This is a genomic window from Deltaproteobacteria bacterium (genome assembly GCA_028818775.1).
In the GTDB taxonomy this organism is placed as follows: Bacteria; Desulfobacterota; Binatia; order UBA9968; family JAJDTQ01; genus JAJDTQ01.
Genome location: JAPPNE010000180.1, coordinates 1 through 17176 on the forward strand (window position 1 = coordinate 1; position 17176 = coordinate 17176).

The 17176-nt window shown below is 66.4% G+C and carries 16 protein-coding genes; 11 read left to right on the top strand and 5 right to left on the bottom strand.

From position 1 onward, the window contains the following. The 5 genes from OXU42_18675 to OXU42_18695 all read left to right on the top strand — a co-directional run. A partial coding sequence (locus OXU42_18675) for a hypothetical protein (GenBank protein MDE0031410.1) occupies positions 1–227 on the top strand: 227 nt, incomplete at its 5' end. Positions 228–406: 179 nt separating this feature from the next. Then, on the top strand, positions 407–1618 hold the full coding sequence (locus OXU42_18680) for an amidohydrolase family protein (protein ID MDE0031411.1): 1212 nt from the start codon (positions 407–409) through the stop codon (positions 1616–1618). Between the two features lie 45 nt (positions 1619–1663). After that, on the top strand, positions 1664–2797 hold the full coding sequence (locus tag OXU42_18685) for a hypothetical protein (GenBank protein MDE0031412.1): 1134 nt from the start codon (positions 1664–1666) through the stop codon (positions 2795–2797). 110 nt (positions 2798–2907) lie between these two features. After that, on the top strand, positions 2908–4653 hold the full coding sequence (locus tag OXU42_18690) for an iron ABC transporter permease (GenBank protein ID MDE0031413.1): 1746 nt from the start codon (positions 2908–2910) through the stop codon (positions 4651–4653). Between the two features lie 89 nt (positions 4654–4742). Next, complete coding sequence (locus OXU42_18695) at positions 4743–5768, top strand: LLM class flavin-dependent oxidoreductase (protein ID MDE0031414.1); 1026 nt, start codon at positions 4743–4745, stop codon at positions 5766–5768. 41 nt (positions 5769–5809) lie between these two features. On the opposite strand, the gene OXU42_18700 is transcribed toward OXU42_18695, so the two are convergent. Together OXU42_18700 and OXU42_18705 are read right to left on the bottom strand one after the other, a co-directional pair. Beyond that, the gene (locus OXU42_18700; protein ID MDE0031415.1) at positions 5810–6832 is read right to left on the bottom strand and encodes a cupin domain-containing protein; all 1023 of its coding nucleotides are present in this window, start codon (positions 6830–6832) and stop codon (positions 5810–5812) included. A gap of 69 nt (positions 6833–6901) precedes the next feature. After that, positions 6902–7852 carry a dihydrodipicolinate synthase family protein gene (locus OXU42_18705; GenBank protein MDE0031416.1) on the bottom strand — a complete coding sequence of 317 codons (951 nt, stop codon included), beginning with the start codon at positions 7850–7852 and terminating at the stop codon, positions 6902–6904. A 214-nt stretch (positions 7853–8066) separates the two neighbouring features. On the opposite strand from OXU42_18705, the gene OXU42_18710 reads away from it, so the two are divergent. Both OXU42_18710 and OXU42_18715 read left to right on the top strand, forming a co-directional pair. Then, positions 8067–9248 carry a hypothetical protein gene (locus OXU42_18710; GenBank protein ID MDE0031417.1) on the top strand — a complete coding sequence of 394 codons (1182 nt, stop codon included), beginning with the start codon at positions 8067–8069 and terminating at the stop codon, positions 9246–9248. Positions 9249–9300: 52 nt separating this feature from the next. Further along, a complete protein-coding gene (locus tag OXU42_18715; protein ID MDE0031418.1) occupies positions 9301–10464 on the top strand; it encodes an amidohydrolase family protein in 1164 nt (387 codons plus the stop codon). Positions 10465–10473: 9 nt separating this feature from the next. On the opposite strand, the gene OXU42_18720 is transcribed toward OXU42_18715, so the two are convergent. Continuing rightward, positions 10474–11103: a methyltransferase domain-containing protein gene (locus OXU42_18720; protein ID MDE0031419.1), complete on the bottom strand. Its 630-nt coding sequence runs from the start codon at positions 11101–11103 to the stop codon at positions 10474–10476. 109 nt (positions 11104–11212) lie between these two features. On the opposite strand from OXU42_18720, the gene ettA reads away from it, so the two are divergent. Continuing rightward, entirely contained in the window at positions 11213–12898 is a 1686-nt protein-coding gene (gene ettA / locus OXU42_18725) for an energy-dependent translational throttle protein EttA (protein ID MDE0031420.1), read from the top strand. A gap of 72 nt (positions 12899–12970) precedes the next feature. On the opposite strand, the gene OXU42_18730 is transcribed toward ettA, so the two are convergent. Together OXU42_18730 and OXU42_18735 are read right to left on the bottom strand one after the other, a co-directional pair. Beyond that, positions 12971–14488, bottom strand: coding sequence for a GMC family oxidoreductase N-terminal domain-containing protein (locus OXU42_18730; protein ID MDE0031421.1), 1518 nt, complete (start codon positions 14486–14488; stop codon positions 12971–12973). 31 nt (positions 14489–14519) lie between these two features. Further along, positions 14520–14981 (bottom strand): SRPBCC domain-containing protein, encoded by a 462-nt coding sequence (locus OXU42_18735; GenBank protein ID MDE0031422.1) that lies wholly within the window; start codon positions 14979–14981, stop codon positions 14520–14522. 80 nt (positions 14982–15061) lie between these two features. Here OXU42_18735 and OXU42_18740 point away from each other — a divergent pair, with 80 nt between their 5' ends. The 3 genes from OXU42_18740 to OXU42_18750 form a co-directional block, all read left to right on the top strand. After that, the gene (locus OXU42_18740; GenBank protein ID MDE0031423.1) at positions 15062–15967 is read left to right on the top strand and encodes a DMT family transporter; all 906 of its coding nucleotides are present in this window, start codon (positions 15062–15064) and stop codon (positions 15965–15967) included. A 112-nt stretch (positions 15968–16079) separates the two neighbouring features. Continuing rightward, entirely contained in the window at positions 16080–16475 is a 396-nt protein-coding gene (gene msrB, locus OXU42_18745; GenBank protein ID MDE0031424.1) for a peptide-methionine (R)-S-oxide reductase MsrB, read from the top strand. 14 nt (positions 16476–16489) lie between these two features. After that, positions 16490–17176: M20/M25/M40 family metallo-hydrolase (locus OXU42_18750; GenBank protein MDE0031425.1), on the top strand; the 687-nt coding region annotated here is incomplete at its 3' end.

Consider the following 17176-nt stretch of genomic DNA (forward strand, 5'->3'; position numbering starts at 1 on the left):
TCGACCTGCGCACGGATGACGTGCTGTACATGCGCATGGCCAGCGGCGGGGGTTACGGCGATCCCTTGGACCGCGACCCCGAGGCGGTGCTGCGGGACGTGGTCAACGGCATCGTTTCGGCAGAGGCCGCCCGGGAAATCTACGGCGTCGCCCTGGAGCAACCGGAAATGCGGGTGGACGTTGCCGCCACCCAGGAGCTTCGCGCCCGGATACGGGAACAACGCTAGGAGCCGATCTACGACTGCCAGGAGACGCCCTGGCCGGCCCGGAGGTGGAGCGGAACGAGGCAGCCTGTCACGACGCCGGCGGTTCTTGACATGGCCGCCCGCTCCTTGAGAGTATCGGGCTCTACCGCGAAGAAAATTGAGGGCATGTTCAACGATTTCTTCGAGGAAGGACGGTAACCATGGCACGACACTACCGCTGCATCTCGGCCGATTCGCACCTGGACATCCGGCCGGACCGTTGGCGCGACCGGGTGCCGGAACGCTGGCGCGAACGCGCGCCCAGGACGGTGACCCTGGCAAACGGCGACGAGGGGATCATCGTCGAGAACCGCGCGCCCCGGAGCCCCGGCGCCACCACCATCACGGGCATCCCCTACGAGCAGCACGGCCTTCAGAAGTACTGGTTCGAGGGGCCGGGCACGGGGGCGCCGGAGCAGCGCCTCTGGGAGCAGGACCAGGACGGGGTCGATGCCGAGGTGCTGTTCACCCACGGCTCCTATCCCATGTTCTGGCGCGGCATCGCGGACGATGAAGCGTACTTGGCGGTGATCCGCGCCTACAACGAGTGGCTGGCCGAGGAATACTGCGCCTACAGTCCCAACCGGCTCATCGCCATGGGGGTGCTGCCGGACACGGGCGTGGACGACGCCGTGGCGGAAATGGAGTACTGCGCCAAGGCCGGCCTCAAGGGCGTCAACCTCCATCGCTTCCCAGCGGGCCAATCCTATGTCACCCCCGAGGACGACCGCTTCTGGGAGGCGGCGGTGGACCTGAACATGCCCATCGCCTCGCACACCTTCGGCGGCACCACCCGGCTGGGCAACAAGGGGCCGGTGTTCATCTACCCCGGCGGCGGCCCCAAGTCCGAGCGCGACCCGGTGACCCTGCTGTTCCGATTCGCCGGCGAGCAGCCCATCGCGCCGCTGCAGATGGCCATGGCCGGAATCTTCGACCGCCTGCCGGACCTGCGGGTCTACTGGGCCGAGAGCCAGTGCGGCTGGCTGCCGTACAGTTACGACCAGATCGACGACAACTATGAGCGCAACCGCTACTGGGGCGAGCGCGACTACGGCATCAAGCCTACGGCCCGGCGACCCAGCGAATACCTGCGCGAAAACTGCCTGTGGGGTTTCATGCGCGATCCCTGGGGCGTCAAGTGCCGCAGGGAGATCGGCGTGAACATCCTGATGTGGGGCAGCGACTTCGCCCACGCCACCGGGAACTGGCCGCACTCACAGAACGTCATAGACGAGACCTTCACCGGCGTGACCGAAGAGGAACGCTACGCCATGCTGGCCGGCAACGCCGTCGAGTTCTTCCGCCTCGATGCAGCGGTGGACCTGGAGCGCGAGCCCGGAGCCCCCATGGCCGGCACCGGCACCGGAGCGTAGACCCGCAACCCGAGCACGTTGCCTCGGCAAAAGGAGGGCAATCCCATGCGTTCATTTCTCGCTGTCTCAACGGCCGTCTTTCTGCTACTCGGGGCGCTGTCCGCGGCCGGCGCGTCTCCCCTCGAAGAGTTGGTGGCCAAGGCCAAGGCATCCAGCCACACCATCACGATGACCCTGGAGGGCGTGCCGCCGGAGATCATCCGGGCCAAGGAGAAGGCCTTCGAGAAGCGCTTCGGCTTCAACCTGCGCCTGGAGTCGGAGCCCGGACACCACCGCAAGGCTCCGGTGAAGATCATGCAGGCGGCCAAGACGGGCCGCGGCGTGGTGGACATGTGGGACGGCGGACTGCCGCTGGTGCTGCGCATGTTCAAGGCCGGCCACACCCGGCAGCCGCCATGGGAGGCCGTCTACGAGGGCTGGCCCCTGGCGCGAAAGCTCCAGGCCGCCGTCCCCGCCATCAAGAGCGCGGCCGGGGCATCGCTGCGCGACCATTGCCTGCACCACCAGCAGGGAACCTGGACCATCGTGTACAACACCCGGAGAGTGAAGCCCGAAGAGCTGAAAGGGATCCGGTTCGAGGATCTGACCGACGAGAAATGGCGCAACCGGGTGGTCTGGGACGTGCGCGCGCTGGGCCTGTACGTGTTGCCGTTCGCCCCCGGCTGGAGCGAGGACCGGTTGCGGGTGTACGCACACAACCTCGGCGCCAACGGCGTCAGGCTGGTTTCCGGCGGCACCTCCGGCGTCTTGCAGGCGCTCATACAGGGTGAGGGCGATATCGCGGTGGCGTCCATGGTCCAGGTCGTTCAGCAGAAGACGCTGGGCGCGCCGCTCGACATGACCTTCGCGGGCATGGTGCTGGGAAACCTCACGGTCTCCTGCCTGATCCAGCCCGGCGTCAACGATCCCAACATGGCGGCGCTCTACTGGGGCTGGAACCACTTCGACGGCAACTACACCGAAGCCGCCATCACGGGCGGCGGCGTGTTCCGCATGTACGAGGAGGAGGCGGACCGCCTGCCGTTGGTGAAGCTGGCGCGCCAGCACGGCATCAAGTCCTCGGCGCAGGTGGCCGGACCCAAGACCGAAGAGCAGGCGAAGCTGGCGGGCAAGTACCGCAAGACCGCCATTAACGCTCTGAAGGCCGGGATCGCGAGCAAGAAGAAGATCGCGGAATAGGGCGGCTCAGGCCTCCGAAGACCGGCGGGTTCGAGCGCGGGCGGGCGTGACGCCCTCCCGCGCCACGGCCGTATCGCTTCGGCGGGCGACAACCGCCCCGCATGGCAGCCATGGGAAGCCCCCCAGGCGCGCATTCGCGGCCGGCCCTGTCCCGGCTGCGGCAGTTCCGGCAGCCCGGCGCACTGTCCGTGCTCGCGGTGCTGGTGGTGCTGGTCATCGTGCCGCTGTTCTTCATGGTGCTCGCGAGCTTCCGTCCCGAGGGGCTGCTGCCCCTGGAGCCCGGCCCCTTCACCGTCTCTTCCTACATCGAGGCTTTCACCGGCGCCGACTTCCGGCCTATCGTCCGCGACACGCTGCTGTACTCCGGGCTGGGCGTGCTGTTCGCGCTCCCCATCGCGTTCGGGTTCGCCTTCCTCACCGAGCGCACGGACATGCCGCTGCGCAACTCCATGTACGTGCTCATGTTCGTTCCCATGAGCACGCCGGTGTTCGCCACCGCGCTGGGCTGGGTGCTGCTGCTGGGACCCCGAGGAGGCACCGTCAACGTCTATCTGAGAATGCTGTTCGGCATCGAAACGGGCGAGGGGCCGTTCAACATCTTCAGCATGACCGGGCTCGTCTTCGTCCACGTGCTCGGCATCATACCGACCATGTGGCTATTCCTCACCGCGGTGCTGCGGCAGATGGACCCGGCCCTGGAGGAGGCCGCGCTGGCATCCGGCGCCTCCCGGTGGCAGGTGCTCCGCACCGTGACCGCGCCGCTCATGCGCCCGGGAGTGGCCGCGGTGGGCATCTATTTCTTCATCACCGGCCTCGAGTCCCTGGAACTGCCGCTGGCCCTGGGCCCCACCGCGGGGATCGAGCTCTTGTCCACCAAGATCTTCTTCAGCCTGCTGCCTTCGGCGGACCTGGGCGTGAACTACGGCATTCCGGCCGCGTTCGGCATGCTCGGACTGGCCATGGGGGTGTTGGGGAGCCTCATCTACATTCGCCTGGTGCGCCAGACTTCCCAGTTCGCCGTGATCACGGGCAAGGGCTACCGCCCCCGGCTTATCTCCCTGGGGCGCTGGAAGTACGTGGCCCTGGGCGCCATCCTGCTCTTCATCCTCGTGAAGGTCGTGCTGCCGTTCGCGATACTCCTGTACGCGAGCTTCCTGCGCTTCTACGTGCCGCCGGTGCTGGAGTTCGCGGCCGACATGCGCTGGACGCTGCTCCACTACACACGGCTTCTGGACTACCGCTTCTTCGGCAGCTACTTCGTCAACACCCTGATCGTGGCGGTGGAGGCCGCGACCCTGACCATGCTGCTGGTCAGCTTCATCGGCTGGCTGGTGGTGCGGCGTCCCTCCAAACTCACGGACCTCATCAACGTCGTGGCGTTCATGCCCCTGGCCATCCCGGGCGTCATCTCGACCCTGGCGCTATTCCTCATGTTCGTGGGCACGCCGCTCTACGGCACGCTGATCCTCCTGACCCTGGCGTTCGTGGCCCGCTACCTCGCCTTCGGCACCCGGCTCATGCACTCCGCCATGCTGCAGCTCCACCACGAGTTGGAGGAGGCGTCGCAGGCCAGTGGCGCCAACAACCTGCAGACCTTCATCCGGATCACGTTGCGGCTCCTGATCCCCGCGTTCCTCAGCGGGTGGCTCTGGGTGCTGGTGCACGCCGCCAAGGACTTCTCCGTGGCGCTGCTGCTGGCCTCGGCCGGCAGCGTGCTCGTGGCCAACATCGTCTACGAGGCCTTCATCGGCGGCCACTTCAACGAGTCCGCGGCCATGCTGGTGGTGCTGATCACCTTCAACCTGATCTTCGTGGTCGCCGGCAGGAAGGTCATCGGGCAGTCCATTGCCCAGTAAGTCGGGCCGGCACGGAACGGAGGGGGACTGACGACCGCTGCCACGAACGCCATGTTGGTCCTTCCGCGGCGATGGCCTATAGTGTTCCGATGATAGGCACACCGCTCTCCATCCTTGACCTGTCGCCCATCGTCGAGGGCGGCGACGCGCGCCAAGCGTTGCTCAATACCATCGACCTGGCGCGCCATGCCGACGCATGGGGCTACACGCGCTACTGGCTGGCCGAGCATCACAACATGGCGGGTATCGCCAGTGCCGCGACGGCCGTGGTAGTCGGCCAGGTCGCCCAGGCGACGGCAACCATGCGGGTCGGCGCGGGCGGCGTCATGCTGGCCAACCATGCCCCGCTCGTCATCGCCGAGCAGTTCGGCACCCTCGCGGCCCTTTTCTCGGGCCGGATCGATCTGGGCGTGGGTCGCGCACCCGGCACCGACCGTTACACCGAGCGTGCCTTGCGCCGCACCCTGGAAGGCAACATTGATGACTTCCCGCAAGACGTGCTGGAGCTGCAACACTATTTCAAGGAACCGGCAGCGAACCAGTTCGTGCGCGCCGTGCCCGGTGCCGGCCTGAACGTACCGATCTGGATCCTGGGCTCCAGTCTCTACGGCGCCCAGCTCGCCGCCGCCCTCGGGCTTCCCTATGCCTTTGCCTCGCACTTCGCGCCCGCGGCCCTGATGCAGGCCATCGCCGTCTACCGCCAACGTTTCGAGCCGTCGGCGCAACTCGACAAGCCCTATGTCATGGTAGGCATGACCGTCGTCGCCGCCGATACCGACGAGGAAGCCCGTTTCCTCAGAACCTCGATCCTGCAGTCCTTCGTCAACCGGCGCCGCGGCGGCATGCCGGGCAAGCTGCCGCCGCCGGCCGCCGGTTTTGAAGATCAAGTGGCTCCGCACGAGCGTGCGATGATCAAGGAGGCTCTGTCCTGCTCCGCCGTCGGTGCGCCCGATACGGTCGAACGCGAGATCGCCGCCTTCGTCGAGCGAACCGGTGCCGACGAGGTCATGATCACCGCGAACATCCATGATCACGCCAAGCGGCTGCGGTCCTTCGAACTGGTGGCCGGGATGATGGGCGCCACCACGGAGCTTCAGCGACGCGCCGCGCGCTAGTCACAGGCGGTGCGGCGATCCTCTTGTCGAGGTAGTCTGACCTATCCGCGCTCTTCCCGATCCAGCCCCGTCATCTCCAGCATCGGGCGGTCCGTGACGGAGAACAGGATGGCCGGCTCGGTCTCCGACGCATTCCGGAAGTGGTGCCAGCGCCACGGCGGCAGGGTGAAGGCGTCGTTGATCTCCCATTCCAACTCGATGGGCTCGTCGCGGTCGACGATGGTGACGCCCTGGCCCTGGACGGCGTGGTAGTGGGTGGTGCCCGTGTGGCGGTGCGGCCGTGTCGCCTGGCCCGGCAGCAGCATCTGGATGTGGCAGGTCATGGTCAGGAACGTGTGCCCGCCGGTGACGGGGTTCTTGTATTCCAGCAGGACGCCGTCGTGGGGGTCGCCGCCGCCCCCGTCCGCCACCGCTTGCAAGGCCTCCAGGGTTTCGTCCCACTTGTAGTGGTAGGGCACGCCGGCGGCGCCCTCGTAGCGCACCTCGGGCTCCCGGATGGGGCCGAAGAGGCGGCGTGACGCGCCTTCCTTGCGCGTCAAGGGTTGCTGGACGCCTTCCGACCACTCTTCCCGGAACCGGGAGGCGCCCAGGAAGTTGACCACGCCGACGTCGAGGGCGTCGATCCAGATGATGGGCTCCTTGGAATCGTTCACGTGGTCGTGCCACACCCAGTTGGGCTGGATCAGCAGGTCGCCCGGCTCCATGGTCATGGGCTCGCCGTTGGAGGTGGTGTAGGCGCCGCCGCCCTGGACCACGAACCGGAGCGCCGTGTTGGTGTGCCGGTGGGCCGGGGCGGCCTCGCCGGGCATGACGATCTGGTAGCCCATGACGATGGTGCGGCTCTCGGTTATCAGGCCGACGTTGCGCCGGAAAGCCTCCGCGCCGAGGCTGATCACGTCGGCGGCCTGCAGCAGCGCGGGGTGGACGTCGTCCCAGCGCCACAGCCTGGGCTCGACGTCGTGCTGTTCGCGCTGGCGCTGCCAGTAGCCCACCAGTCCGAGGTCGGCGAACTTCGCGTGCAACTCGTCACGCCTCTTCTGGTTGTCGGATGCGACCTTGGCCATACCTGTATCCTTTTCGGTCCGTCTTGCCGGCTCCGGTGCCCGTGTTCCCGCCAAACCGCCCCGCGCGCGTCAGGCAGCGGCATCCGTGGGCAGCGGGTAGGTCTCGCACAGCTTGCGCCAGCGCTGGGCGATGGCCTTGGCCTCGGCCCGGGTCTCGTCCGTGGTCACCCGGAACGGCGGCCTTCCCGGACCGGCGTAGCAGTAGCCGGCCTCGTTGATGGAGATCTTGCTCTCCACCGGGTCGGTGAGGCTCGGGTCCTTTCCGCCCACCCGCGCCATGGCCATGCAGATCTCCCTGACCTCGTCCCAGCGGCCCTCGCGGCCGGCCTGGTAGGCGCGGATCACCGGCGAGGGGCCCATCCACGCGTTGATGGACCAGCATCCGGCGGCGCCCATCATCATGTAGGGGAACATCTGGTTCTGGTTGGTCATGACGCTGATCTTGCCGCGCACGATGTCCATGAGCTGCATGAACTGCATGGGGGTGCGGTGGCTGTCCTTCATGCCGACGATGTTGGGCCGGCTGACCAACTCCTTGAACGCCGCCACCGGAATGTGAATGTGGTGGTTGCGCGGGTTGTGGTAGATGAAGATGCCCAGCTCAGGGTGCTCGTCCGCCAGGTCGAAGTAGAACTGCACGGCGTTGGGCACGCTGGACTTGAAGTAGAAGGGCACGCCCACGAGCACGGCGTCGGCGCCGGCCTTGGCGGCATAGTCCATCTTGAGCAGCACTTCGCGCGTGTTCAGGCTGGTGCAGCCGATGACCACGGGAATGCGCTTGTTCACCGTGGCGACGGTGGCGTCGGCGAGGGTCGTGAACTCGTCCCACAGAAGAGTGTGGCACTCGCCGAAGGTCCCGGTGGTGGTGAGCACGCCGATGCCGTCGCGCACCGCCTGGTCGACGCTTCGTTCGAGTTCCGGCACGTTGACCGTGTTCTTCGCGCGCGGCGAGTTGGCGTCGTCGGTCGTGAAGGCCGGCATCATGGCCATTACGCCTTGGATGTCGCTGGCTTGGATCATGGTTGTCTCCCTTCTTGAGGCGGGTAGGAAATGCGGGCTAGGATCACGAGCGCAACCCGTCCCGCTTGGCCGCGACAGTATCAAGTCGCCATGTGGCTGTCAACATGAGCCGGGCGACGCGGGAGCCTGCGTTGACAGGGTTTTTCACGCCGATGTATATGGAGTCAGGTCTTCGAACGCGGGACCGATTCACTCTTGCCGGGAGGTTCTTTTCATGGCTTCGATGATTCCCAGACACGCCGCCATCGCGGTGAACGACCTCGTGGACAACTGCGCCAACGTTCAGCCCGGCATGCAGGTGCTGATCCTTGCCGTGCACGACGGCAGCTACGGCGGCATCAACCTCGTGGACGAGGACGCGGTGGCATGGGTGCAGTCGGCGGTGCAGCAGCGCGGCGCCGACGCCTATGTGCTGTGGACCGATACGCCCGTGCGACCCACCGTGCTATGGGGGGACGGCGCCGACCCGGGCAAGGCCTGGCGCGTGCCCAAGGTGGTGCGCAACGCCATCCTCGGCGCCGACGTGCTCATCAGCTACGGCGTCGACTTCACCTACGAGGAAGAACTGCGGGAGATCCCGGAGATCCTCGAGGAACGGGACATTCCCCTGGCGCGCAACATGGCCACCACGGCGTCGCTGCTCGCCAGCAACTGGGGGCTCACCCCGTACGAGCTGGTGGCGGAGATCCGCATCCAGACCGCGGCGCTGGTGACGCCGGGCGCCAAGTGGGTCATGGAGCATCCCAACGGGTCCTACATCGAGGGCATCGTGGAGAAGCCCCTCGGCGCGGAACACTACGCCGACTACCGCACCGTGGGCCTGTACCGCCCGTTCCCCGAGGGGGTCTTCCCCTCCATCCGTTCGCGCGATGCCGAGGGCATCGGCATCATCAGCGAGATCGGCGTCATCTGGGGCCGCCACATCGGCGTGCCCTGTCCCTTCAAGGAGCCGGTCCGGGTCCACATCAAAGACGGCTATATGCGCAAGTTCGAGGGCGGCGAGGAGGCGGAGACCTTCACCCGCTTCTACAAGTTCATGTCCAAGTACCTGGGCGAGGCAGCCTACGAGGTGCGCGGCTTCCACGGCGGCGTGCACCCGTCCGCCATCCTGGAGCCGCACCAGTGCCCGAACACGCCCTACCGGCACTTCGTCGAGCACCACCACTGGAGCAGCTTCCACTTCCACATGGGCAACAGCCGCACCACCAAGAGCTTCCCCTACCTGATGCACATCTCCGGCGAGATGCGCGGCGGCAGCCTCAGGGTAGGGGACAACTACGTGTACAAGGACGGGCGCCTGACCGCTTCCAACCACCCGGCGGTCAAGGCCGTTGCAGAGAAGTATCCCGACCGGCCGGGGCTGGAACCGGAGCTCTGGCTCCAGACCCCGCGTTGACGTTCTACCGACGCTGGATCGTTTCACTGGAAATCGACGCGGAGGATCGTTCATGGCGCGGCGCTATCGGTACATTTCGGCGGACAGCCACTTCGAGTCCCCCCCGGACATGTGGACGCACCGGGTGCCGGCCAAGTACCGCGACCGGGCTCCGCGCCGCATCAAGCTGTCCAACGGCATGGACGCCATCGTCGAGGAAGGCAAGCCCATCGAGTACAGCGGCACCAACCAGTTCGCCGGCAAGTCGCCCGAAGAGTTCAGCCCCGTCGCCCTCGATTTCGACAACGCCCGCGGCGCGGGCACGGGCGAGGAACGGCTCAAGGAGCAGGACGCCGACGGCATCGACGCCGAAGTGCTCTACGCCACCGAGGCGCGCAACACCGCCATCCGTGACAAGGACGCGTTCCTGGCCATCGTGCGCGCGTTCAACGACTACTTCATCGAGGAGTTCTGCGCGGCGGACCCGGACCGGCTCATCGGCGTGGCCGTGCTGCCCAACATCGGGGTCGAGGAAGACATCGCGGAGATGAAGCGCTGCGCCGACATGGGTTTCAAGACCGTGCGGCTGCACACCTATCCCAGCGGCAGGAACTACCCCACCCCCGAGGACGACCGCTTCTGGGCGGCGGCGCTGGACCTGGACATGCCGCTCACGATCCACACTTCGTTTCCACAGCGCACGCGCGAGCGCGAGGTCTATCTCCTGAAGTATCCCAAGGAGCCCCAGGGGGAGGAGCGGCCGCCGGACTTCCTCCAGCGCATCGCGCGTCACGGCATCTACCACTGCGGCGCCGTGGAGGCCGCCCAACTCATCCTGAACGGCGTCTTCGACCGGTTCCCGAAACTGCGGATCTACTGGGCGGAGAACAACATCGGCTGGATCCCGTACTTCTACCAGCAGATGGACCAGGCCTACAAAGTCAGCGCCTCATGGGCCGAGCGGCTGCTGGGGCTCAAGCGTCTTGACCGGCTTCCCAGCGAGTATCTCCGGGAGCACGCGCTTTGGGGTTTCTTCGACGACCCCATCGGCGTCGAGCTCCGTCATCACGTGGGCGTGGACAGGATCATGTGGTCCACGGACTTCCCCCACATCGTCACCCACTGGCCCCGTTCCCTGGAGGTCATGGAGCAACAACTCGCCGGCGTCCCCGACGACGAACGGGAGTTGATGCTCGCGGGCAACGCGGTGCGCTTCTTTCATCTGGATGCCGCGTGACGCGTGCGTTCACTGCACGCGGTTTCCCAGGACGGCGTACAGGGGGTCCCCCCCGGCGCCCTCGGGGATGGGGGTGTCCGACCGCACACGCTCCCAGTTGCCGGCCGCGGTCAGGTAGGACTCCACGAGTTGCTGGTGTCCCTGCCCGCTGAGATGGTGCCAGATGGCCACGGCCTTGGTGGGGAAGCAGCGGTTGGAGAACGTGATGACGAGCGGCCCGCCGGGGATCACGACGCGGCCGAGGTCGCGGATCACCTCCACCGGCTTGACCAGGTAGTCCACGGACACGCAGATGCACGCGGCGTCGAAATTGCCGTCCGCGTAGGGCAGGGTGGGGCGGTCGTTGAGGTTGTGCACGGTGTAGGCGGTGAGGCGGGGGTTGGCCTGGAGCTCCCGCTCGTTCATGCCCAGCCCCACGACCTTCCCGAAGGCCATCTCCGGGGGCAGGTGGCTGATCCAACTGCTCATGAGGTCGAGGACCGCGCCGCCCGCGGGCAGCGTTTCCCGGTAGAGCTGCGTGACCGCGGCGATGGCGCGGTCGTCGATATGAGTCACCAGCCGGGGCTCCTCGTAGAACTCCTCGTCCGGCGACTCGTCCATGCGCGCGAACGCTTGCGGCGGTAGCGGGTGGGTCGTCATATTATAGTGCGTTCTGTCTCGTCGGCGCGGCCGTTCGGTCACCGCGGTCCGACCGCCTGTATAGTAGGGTGGCTGCCCAGGCTTTACAAACCCGGCAACGGGAGGGCTCATGAGCAAGGATGATCGCCAGGTGATTCTCTCGCTGATCGGGGTGGGCAAGGTCCATCCGCCCAAGCGCCAGGTGCTCAAGGACATCTACCTGTCGTTCTTCTACGGCGCCAAGATCGGGGTCCTCGGCCTCAACGGCGCGGGCAAGAGCACGCTGCTCAGGATCATCGCGGGGGTGGAGCAGGAGTACCTGGGCGAGATCACCTTCTCCAAGGGATATTCCGTGGGGCTGCTGGAGCAAGAGCCTCGGATGGACCCGGACAAGACGGTCAAGGAGGTGGTGGAGGAGGGCTGTTCCCGGATGCTGGAACTGCTGGCGGAATACGAGACCGTCAGCGCCCGGTTCGCGGAGGAGTTGAGCGCGGACGAGATGGATGCCTTGCTGGAGCAGCAGGCGAAGCTCCAGGACCAGATCGAGGCGGGCAACGGCTGGGAACTGGAGAGCCAGTTGGAAGTGGCCATGGACGCGCTCCGCTGTCCGCCGCCGGAGACGAAGATCGACGTGCTTTCGGGCGGCGAGCGCCGGCGCGTGGCTCTGTGCCGGCTGTTGATCCAGGAGCCGGACATCCTGTTGCTGGACGAGCCCACCAACCACCTGGATGCGGAGTCGGTGCAGTGGCTGGAGCAGCACCTGGCGCGCTACGAGGGCACGGTCATCGCCGTGACCCACGACCGCTACTTCCTGGACAACGTCGCCGGCTGGATCCTGGAGCTGGACCGGGGCCACGGCATTCCCTTCGAGGGCAACTACTCGTCGTGGCTGGAGCAGAAGCAGGCCCGGCTCGCGCAGGCGGAGAGGTCGCTGTCGCGGCACCGCAAGACCCTGGAGCGGGAGCTGGAATGGATCCGCATGTCGCCACGTGCGCGGCAGGCCAAGGGCAAGGCCCGGCTCACGCGCTACGAGCAGTTGCTGGGCCGGGAACAGGAGAGCGCGCAGGAGGATCTGGAGATCTACATCCCGCCGGGTCCACGCCTCGGCGACGTGGTGCTACAGGCGGAAGGGCTCGCCCACGGGTTCGGCGACCGGCTCCTGTTCGAGGACCTGAGCTTCATCATGCCGCCGGGCGCCATCGTCGGCGTCATCGGCCCCAACGGCTCGGGCAAGACCACGCTGCTGCGCATCATCACCGGCGGCGTCGAGTGCCGGTCCGGCTCGTTCCGCATCGGCGAGACCGTCCGGGTGGGCTATGTGGACCAGAGCCGCACCCTGAACGACGAGCACACCGTGTGGGACGCCATCTCGGACGGGCAGGACCAGATCCTGTTGGGCAAGCGCGAGGTCAACTCGCGGGCCTACGTGGGGCGGTTCAACTTCTCGGGCCAGGACCAGCAGAAGAAGGTCCGGGACCTGTCCGGCGGCGAGCGCAACCGCGTTCACCTGGCGCGCATGCTCAAGGAAGAAGCCAACCTGCTCCTGCTGGACGAGCCCACCAACGACCTCGACGTCAACACCATGCGCGCCCTGGAGGACGGGCTCGTGGAGTTCGGCGGCTCCTGCGTCGTGGTGAGCCACGACCGCTGGTTCCTGGACCGCATCGCCACCCACATCCTCGCCTTCGAGGGCGACAGCCAGGTGGTCTGGTTCGAGGGGAACTACAGCGACTACGAGGAAGACCGGCGCCGGCGTCTCGGCAAGGAGGCCGACCAGCCCCACCGCATGCGCTACCGCAGGCTGACCAGGGATTGAGGCGGGTCGCCCTAGCTGGTACGCACGGGGCGACCGCCGGTCGCCCCTACAATCGCCCCCACCCGTCTGCCTTTAGCCGCCCGCCGCCTTCACGAAATCCGACAGCCGTTCCCCGATCATAATGCACGTGACGTTGGTGTTGGCGTGCACCACCGTCGGCATGATGGAGGCGTCCGCCACCCACAGGTTGTCCATGCCGTGCACCTTGAGGTTCTGATCCACCACCGCCTCCGGGTTGGACGCCGGGGCCATGAGGCAGGTGCCGACGCCGTGGTGGTAGCTGTCGTAGGTGGCCTTGGCGAATTTTACCCAGTCCTCGCCGGGACCGGGGGTGAGGAGGTCGCCGTAGAGCTCGCGCATGGGCGGGGTTTCGGTGATCTCCTTGATGAACTCCATGGCCCTGGTCATGGATTCGATGTCCTGCGGGTCCTCCAGCATGGCGGATTCGATAATCGGAAACTCCCGTGGGTCGCTGCTCTGGAGGTACAGGCGGCCGCGGCTCATCTGCTCCAGCAGCGACGCCGACAGCGGGATGGTGGGCTTGATGCCCTCGATCTGGGTCGGCGGCCTGAGCGAGATGTGGAAGTTGGAGCAGTCCCGGTCCGCGTGGCTCTTGTAGATGTAGCGGATGCGCGGGATGATCCAGTCGGCGTCGAACTCCTCCTTGCACTCGAAGGTCATGAACACCACCGCGTGGTCCTGGTAGTTCTCGCCAACGCCGGGCATGTGCCTGACAACCTCGATGCCCACCTTCTCGAGGTCCTGGGCCCGACCGATGCCCGACAGCATGAGGAGCTGGGCCGAGTAGTAGACGCCGGCGCTCACCACCACCTGGTTGCCGGAAACGGTCTCCTGGCGGCCGTCCTTCTCATAGCGCACGCCGGTGACGCGGTTGCCCTCGATATCCAGCCTGGTGACCAGGGCCTCGGCGACGATGGTGAGGTTGTCACGGCCGCGGGCGGGGTTGAGGTACGCCACCACCGTGGACTGGCGCTTGCCGTCCTTGATGCTGAAGGGCGGGTGCCCGACGCCCTCGGGGTCGGGGATGTTTGTGTCCTCCAGCAACGGCAGGCCCTTCTGCTGGCCCGCCTCGATGAAGGCTTGCACCGGGTCGGCGGCGCCGGGAGTATCGAACGTGAAGGGGCGCTTCACGTAGAGCGGGCCGTCGTTGCCGTGGAGTGGGCTGTCCGGGAAGTCCTGGTCCGATTCCAGCCTCTTGAGCACCGGCAGCACCTTCTCCCAGGACCAGTCGGGGTTGCCGGCCGCCACCCAGTTGTCCATGTCGGCCTTCATGGGCCGGGGCGCGGCCATGACGTTCACCGACGAGCCGCCGCCCATGATCCTGCCGGCGAGCTTGTAGCAGATGCTGCCGTCGAGGTCGCGCGGGCTGGGGTACATCGCCAGGTAGTCGGTCTCCAGCAAGAGGCGCACCTGGTTCTGGGCCTCGGCCACCATCTCGGGAATGGGCTGGGGATCCGGCCCGGCCTCCAGCAGCAGCACCTTGCGCCGGGGATCCTCGGAGAGGCGGCTGGCCGCGGCGCAGCCCGCCGAGCCTCCGCCGATGATGATGACGTCGTAGTGATCGGCCATGCGATTTGCCCTTTCGTTGTGGCTCCGCGTCTCAGGCCTTGGCGGCCTCGTCGTCCAGCGCCTTGGTGAGGCGCTTGCGGAACTCTTCCAGGATGAGCGAGGTGGTGGCGCGCAGGATCATGTCGCCGACGATGGCCAGGCGACCCTGGATATCCACCTGCGCCTTGTACACGAGCTCGGTGCAGTTCTCCCGCGGCTCCGCCATGCGCGCGTCCACGCCGGCCACCACCGTGCTCTTGGTGACGGAGTCGTTCCCCTCGATCTTCACCGTGAGGGCTTCCTTGGGATTGCTGTCGGTGATGGTCGAGCGGAAGTTGAACTTGCCGGCCATGGGGCCGACCTTGGCGCTGATGACGCCGTCGAAGGTGGAGTCGTCGATCTTGTCGATGGAATCGAGACCCGGCATGCAGGCCGAGAACTTGTCGATATCCAGCACGAAGTCCCACACCGCGTCCCTGGGATGCTCTACCGTAATGGTGCCCTCGAAGTTCATGTGCGCTCCCGTCCCGTCGCCCCGTTGAAGTTGCGTGCGGTATAACACACTATCGTCGTTGCCGCGAAACAGGCTGTGGCATGCTACATATAGCGACCATGGACATCGCCCTCGTCTATGCCCTGGGCACAGCGTTCTTCCTCGCGTTGCGCGACATCTTCGGCCGCATGGCCACCCACGACATCGATCCGGTGTTGAGCACGGCGGCCACGGCGTTCACCGGCCTGGTGGTGTTGACCTGCGCCGCGCTTCTGAACGGCGACCTGCACGCGGGTTTCCCTGGCTGGGGCTGGCCGCTGTTCGTCATCGGCGTGGCCGGCATCCTGCGCATCACCGTGGGGCGCACCACGCTGTTCACCGCCATCAAGTACATCGGCGCCGCGCGTTCCAGCAGCTTCAGCGCCACCAACGTGTTCTTCGCCATGTTCCTGGGCGTGTTCCTTCTGGACGAGACCTTGACGTTCATGCTGACGGCCGGCGCCGTGCTGGTGGTGGCCGGGTGCGTGCTCGTGGCCATGAGCCGCGCGCAGGGCGGCGTCCCCCAAGCCTGGACCCGTTACGTCGCCGGCATGGCCCTCGCCCTGGGCAGCGCCTTCGCCATGGCGCTGTCCGCGGCCCTCACCCGGACGGTGGTGCACGAGTTCTCGTCGCCCTTGGGGGCAAACTTCTACGCCAGCCTCATCGCGCTGCCGAGCTTCCTGCCCGCCATCTCCAACCGGCCGCTCCGCGGCGTGGCGGACTGGACGCCGCGGCACTGGCGCTACATCTGGCTCGTGGGCCTGGTGTCCGCCATCGGCACCACCTGCGGCTATTTCGCGCTCAAGCACGCACCGGTGATCGTGGTCCAGCCCATCGCGCAGTCGCGCCCGCTCTTTGTGCTGCTGATCTCCTGGCTCTTCCTCCAGGCACATGAGACGGTGAACTGGAAGGTCACCGCCGGCGCGCTGGCCATCGTGCTCGGCACGGCGCTGTTCTTCCTGCGCTGACGAGGCCCTCGGAGCCCGACTGTCGCCGTGATTCGGGTTCCAATTGATTCGAGTTTCTCTATATGTTTAGAAGCCTGATCAGAGGAACAACTTCCCCGGAGGGACCCGTTCCATGAAGGAGAAAGTCGTCAAGACTGACGAGGAGTGGCGCCGACAGCTCACCGACGAGGAGTTCCTGGTGACGCGGAAGCAGGCCACCGAGCGCCCGTTCACGGGCAAGTACCACGCCTCCAAGGAGCCCGGTATCTATCGTTGCGTCTGCTGCGGCGTGGACCTGTTCGACGCCGCCACAAAGTTCGAATCGGGTACCGGCTGGCCCAGCTTCTGGGCGCCGGTGGACGAGGAGAACGTCGCCACGAAGGAAGACCGTTCCTACGGCATGCGCCGTGTGGAGGTGCTCTGCGGCGTCTGCGACGCCCATCTGGGACACGTGTTCGAAGACGGTCCGTCGCCGACATATCTAAGGTATTGTATTAACTCTTTGTCGTTGAAACACGAGAAAGACTGAGGAGGTTCGATCACATGGACAGCAAGCAAGTTCTGGCGCAGCTCGACCGCGCGCACTTGGTGGAGATGACACGGGATCTCGCCGACATCGTCACGATCACGGGCAACGAAACGCCGGTGGCGGAATATCTGGGCCGCGAGTTCGAGCGCCTCGGCATGGAGGTGGAGTACCAGGAGGTGGAGAAGGGACGGAAAAACGTCATCGGCACGCTTCGGGGCTCCGGCGAGGGGCCGACGCTGATGTTCAACGGCCACATGGACCATTTCGACAACCCCGAGCCCACCCGCGTGACCGAGGACCGGGTCTACGGCCGCGGCCTGGTCAACATGAAGTGCGCGTTCCCCTGCTACATCACCGCGGTGGACATGCTCGTCAAGGCCGGGGCGGAGCTCAAGGGCGACGTCGTCATCTCGGGCGTGGTGGGCGAGATCGAGAAGGCCCAGGTCAATCGATTTTACGGCAAGAGCTACCGGGGCGCGGGCGTGGGCGCGCGCTATCTCATGGACCACGGGGTCACCGCCGACATGTGCATCATCGGCGAGCCCACCGGCCTGCGCATGCAGATCGGCAACGCCGGCCTGGTGTGGGCCGAGGTGACCGTGGAAGGGCCGGCCAAGACCTTCGTCATGAAGGCGTTCGAGGTGTGCAAGGCGATCCAGGCGTGGGAGGCCGACTACCAGAAAATGTTCCCGCATCCGTTC

Excerpts from the sequence above, each read along its gene's own strand:
- OXU42_18680 (MDE0031411.1), top strand. The coding sequence starts at position 407 with ATGGCACGACACTACCGCTGCATCTCGGCCGATTCGCACCTGGACATC.
- OXU42_18685 (MDE0031412.1), top strand. The coding sequence starts at position 1,664 with ATGCGTTCATTTCTCGCTGTCTCAACGGCCGTCTTTCTGCTACTCGGG.
- OXU42_18690 (MDE0031413.1), top strand. The coding sequence starts at position 2,908 with ATGGGAAGCCCCCCAGGCGCGCATTCGCGGCCGGCCCTGTCCCGGCTG.
- OXU42_18695 (MDE0031414.1), top strand. The coding sequence starts at position 4,743 with ATGATAGGCACACCGCTCTCCATCCTTGACCTGTCGCCCATCGTCGAG.
- OXU42_18700 (MDE0031415.1), bottom strand. The coding sequence starts at position 6,832 with ATGGCCAAGGTCGCATCCGACAACCAGAAGAGGCGTGACGAGTTGCAC.
- OXU42_18705 (MDE0031416.1), bottom strand. The coding sequence starts at position 7,852 with ATGATCCAAGCCAGCGACATCCAAGGCGTAATGGCCATGATGCCGGCC.
- OXU42_18710 (MDE0031417.1), top strand. The coding sequence starts at position 8,067 with ATGGCTTCGATGATTCCCAGACACGCCGCCATCGCGGTGAACGACCTC.
- OXU42_18715 (MDE0031418.1), top strand. The coding sequence starts at position 9,301 with ATGGCGCGGCGCTATCGGTACATTTCGGCGGACAGCCACTTCGAGTCC.
- OXU42_18720 (MDE0031419.1), bottom strand. The coding sequence starts at position 11,103 with ATGACGACCCACCCGCTACCGCCGCAAGCGTTCGCGCGCATGGACGAG.
- ettA (MDE0031420.1), top strand. The coding sequence starts at position 11,213 with ATGAGCAAGGATGATCGCCAGGTGATTCTCTCGCTGATCGGGGTGGGC.
- OXU42_18730 (MDE0031421.1), bottom strand. The coding sequence starts at position 14,488 with ATGGCCGATCACTACGACGTCATCATCATCGGCGGAGGCTCGGCGGGC.
- OXU42_18735 (MDE0031422.1), bottom strand. The coding sequence starts at position 14,981 with ATGAACTTCGAGGGCACCATTACGGTAGAGCATCCCAGGGACGCGGTG.
- OXU42_18740 (MDE0031423.1), top strand. The coding sequence starts at position 15,062 with ATGCTACATATAGCGACCATGGACATCGCCCTCGTCTATGCCCTGGGC.
- msrB (MDE0031424.1), top strand. The coding sequence starts at position 16,080 with ATGAAGGAGAAAGTCGTCAAGACTGACGAGGAGTGGCGCCGACAGCTC.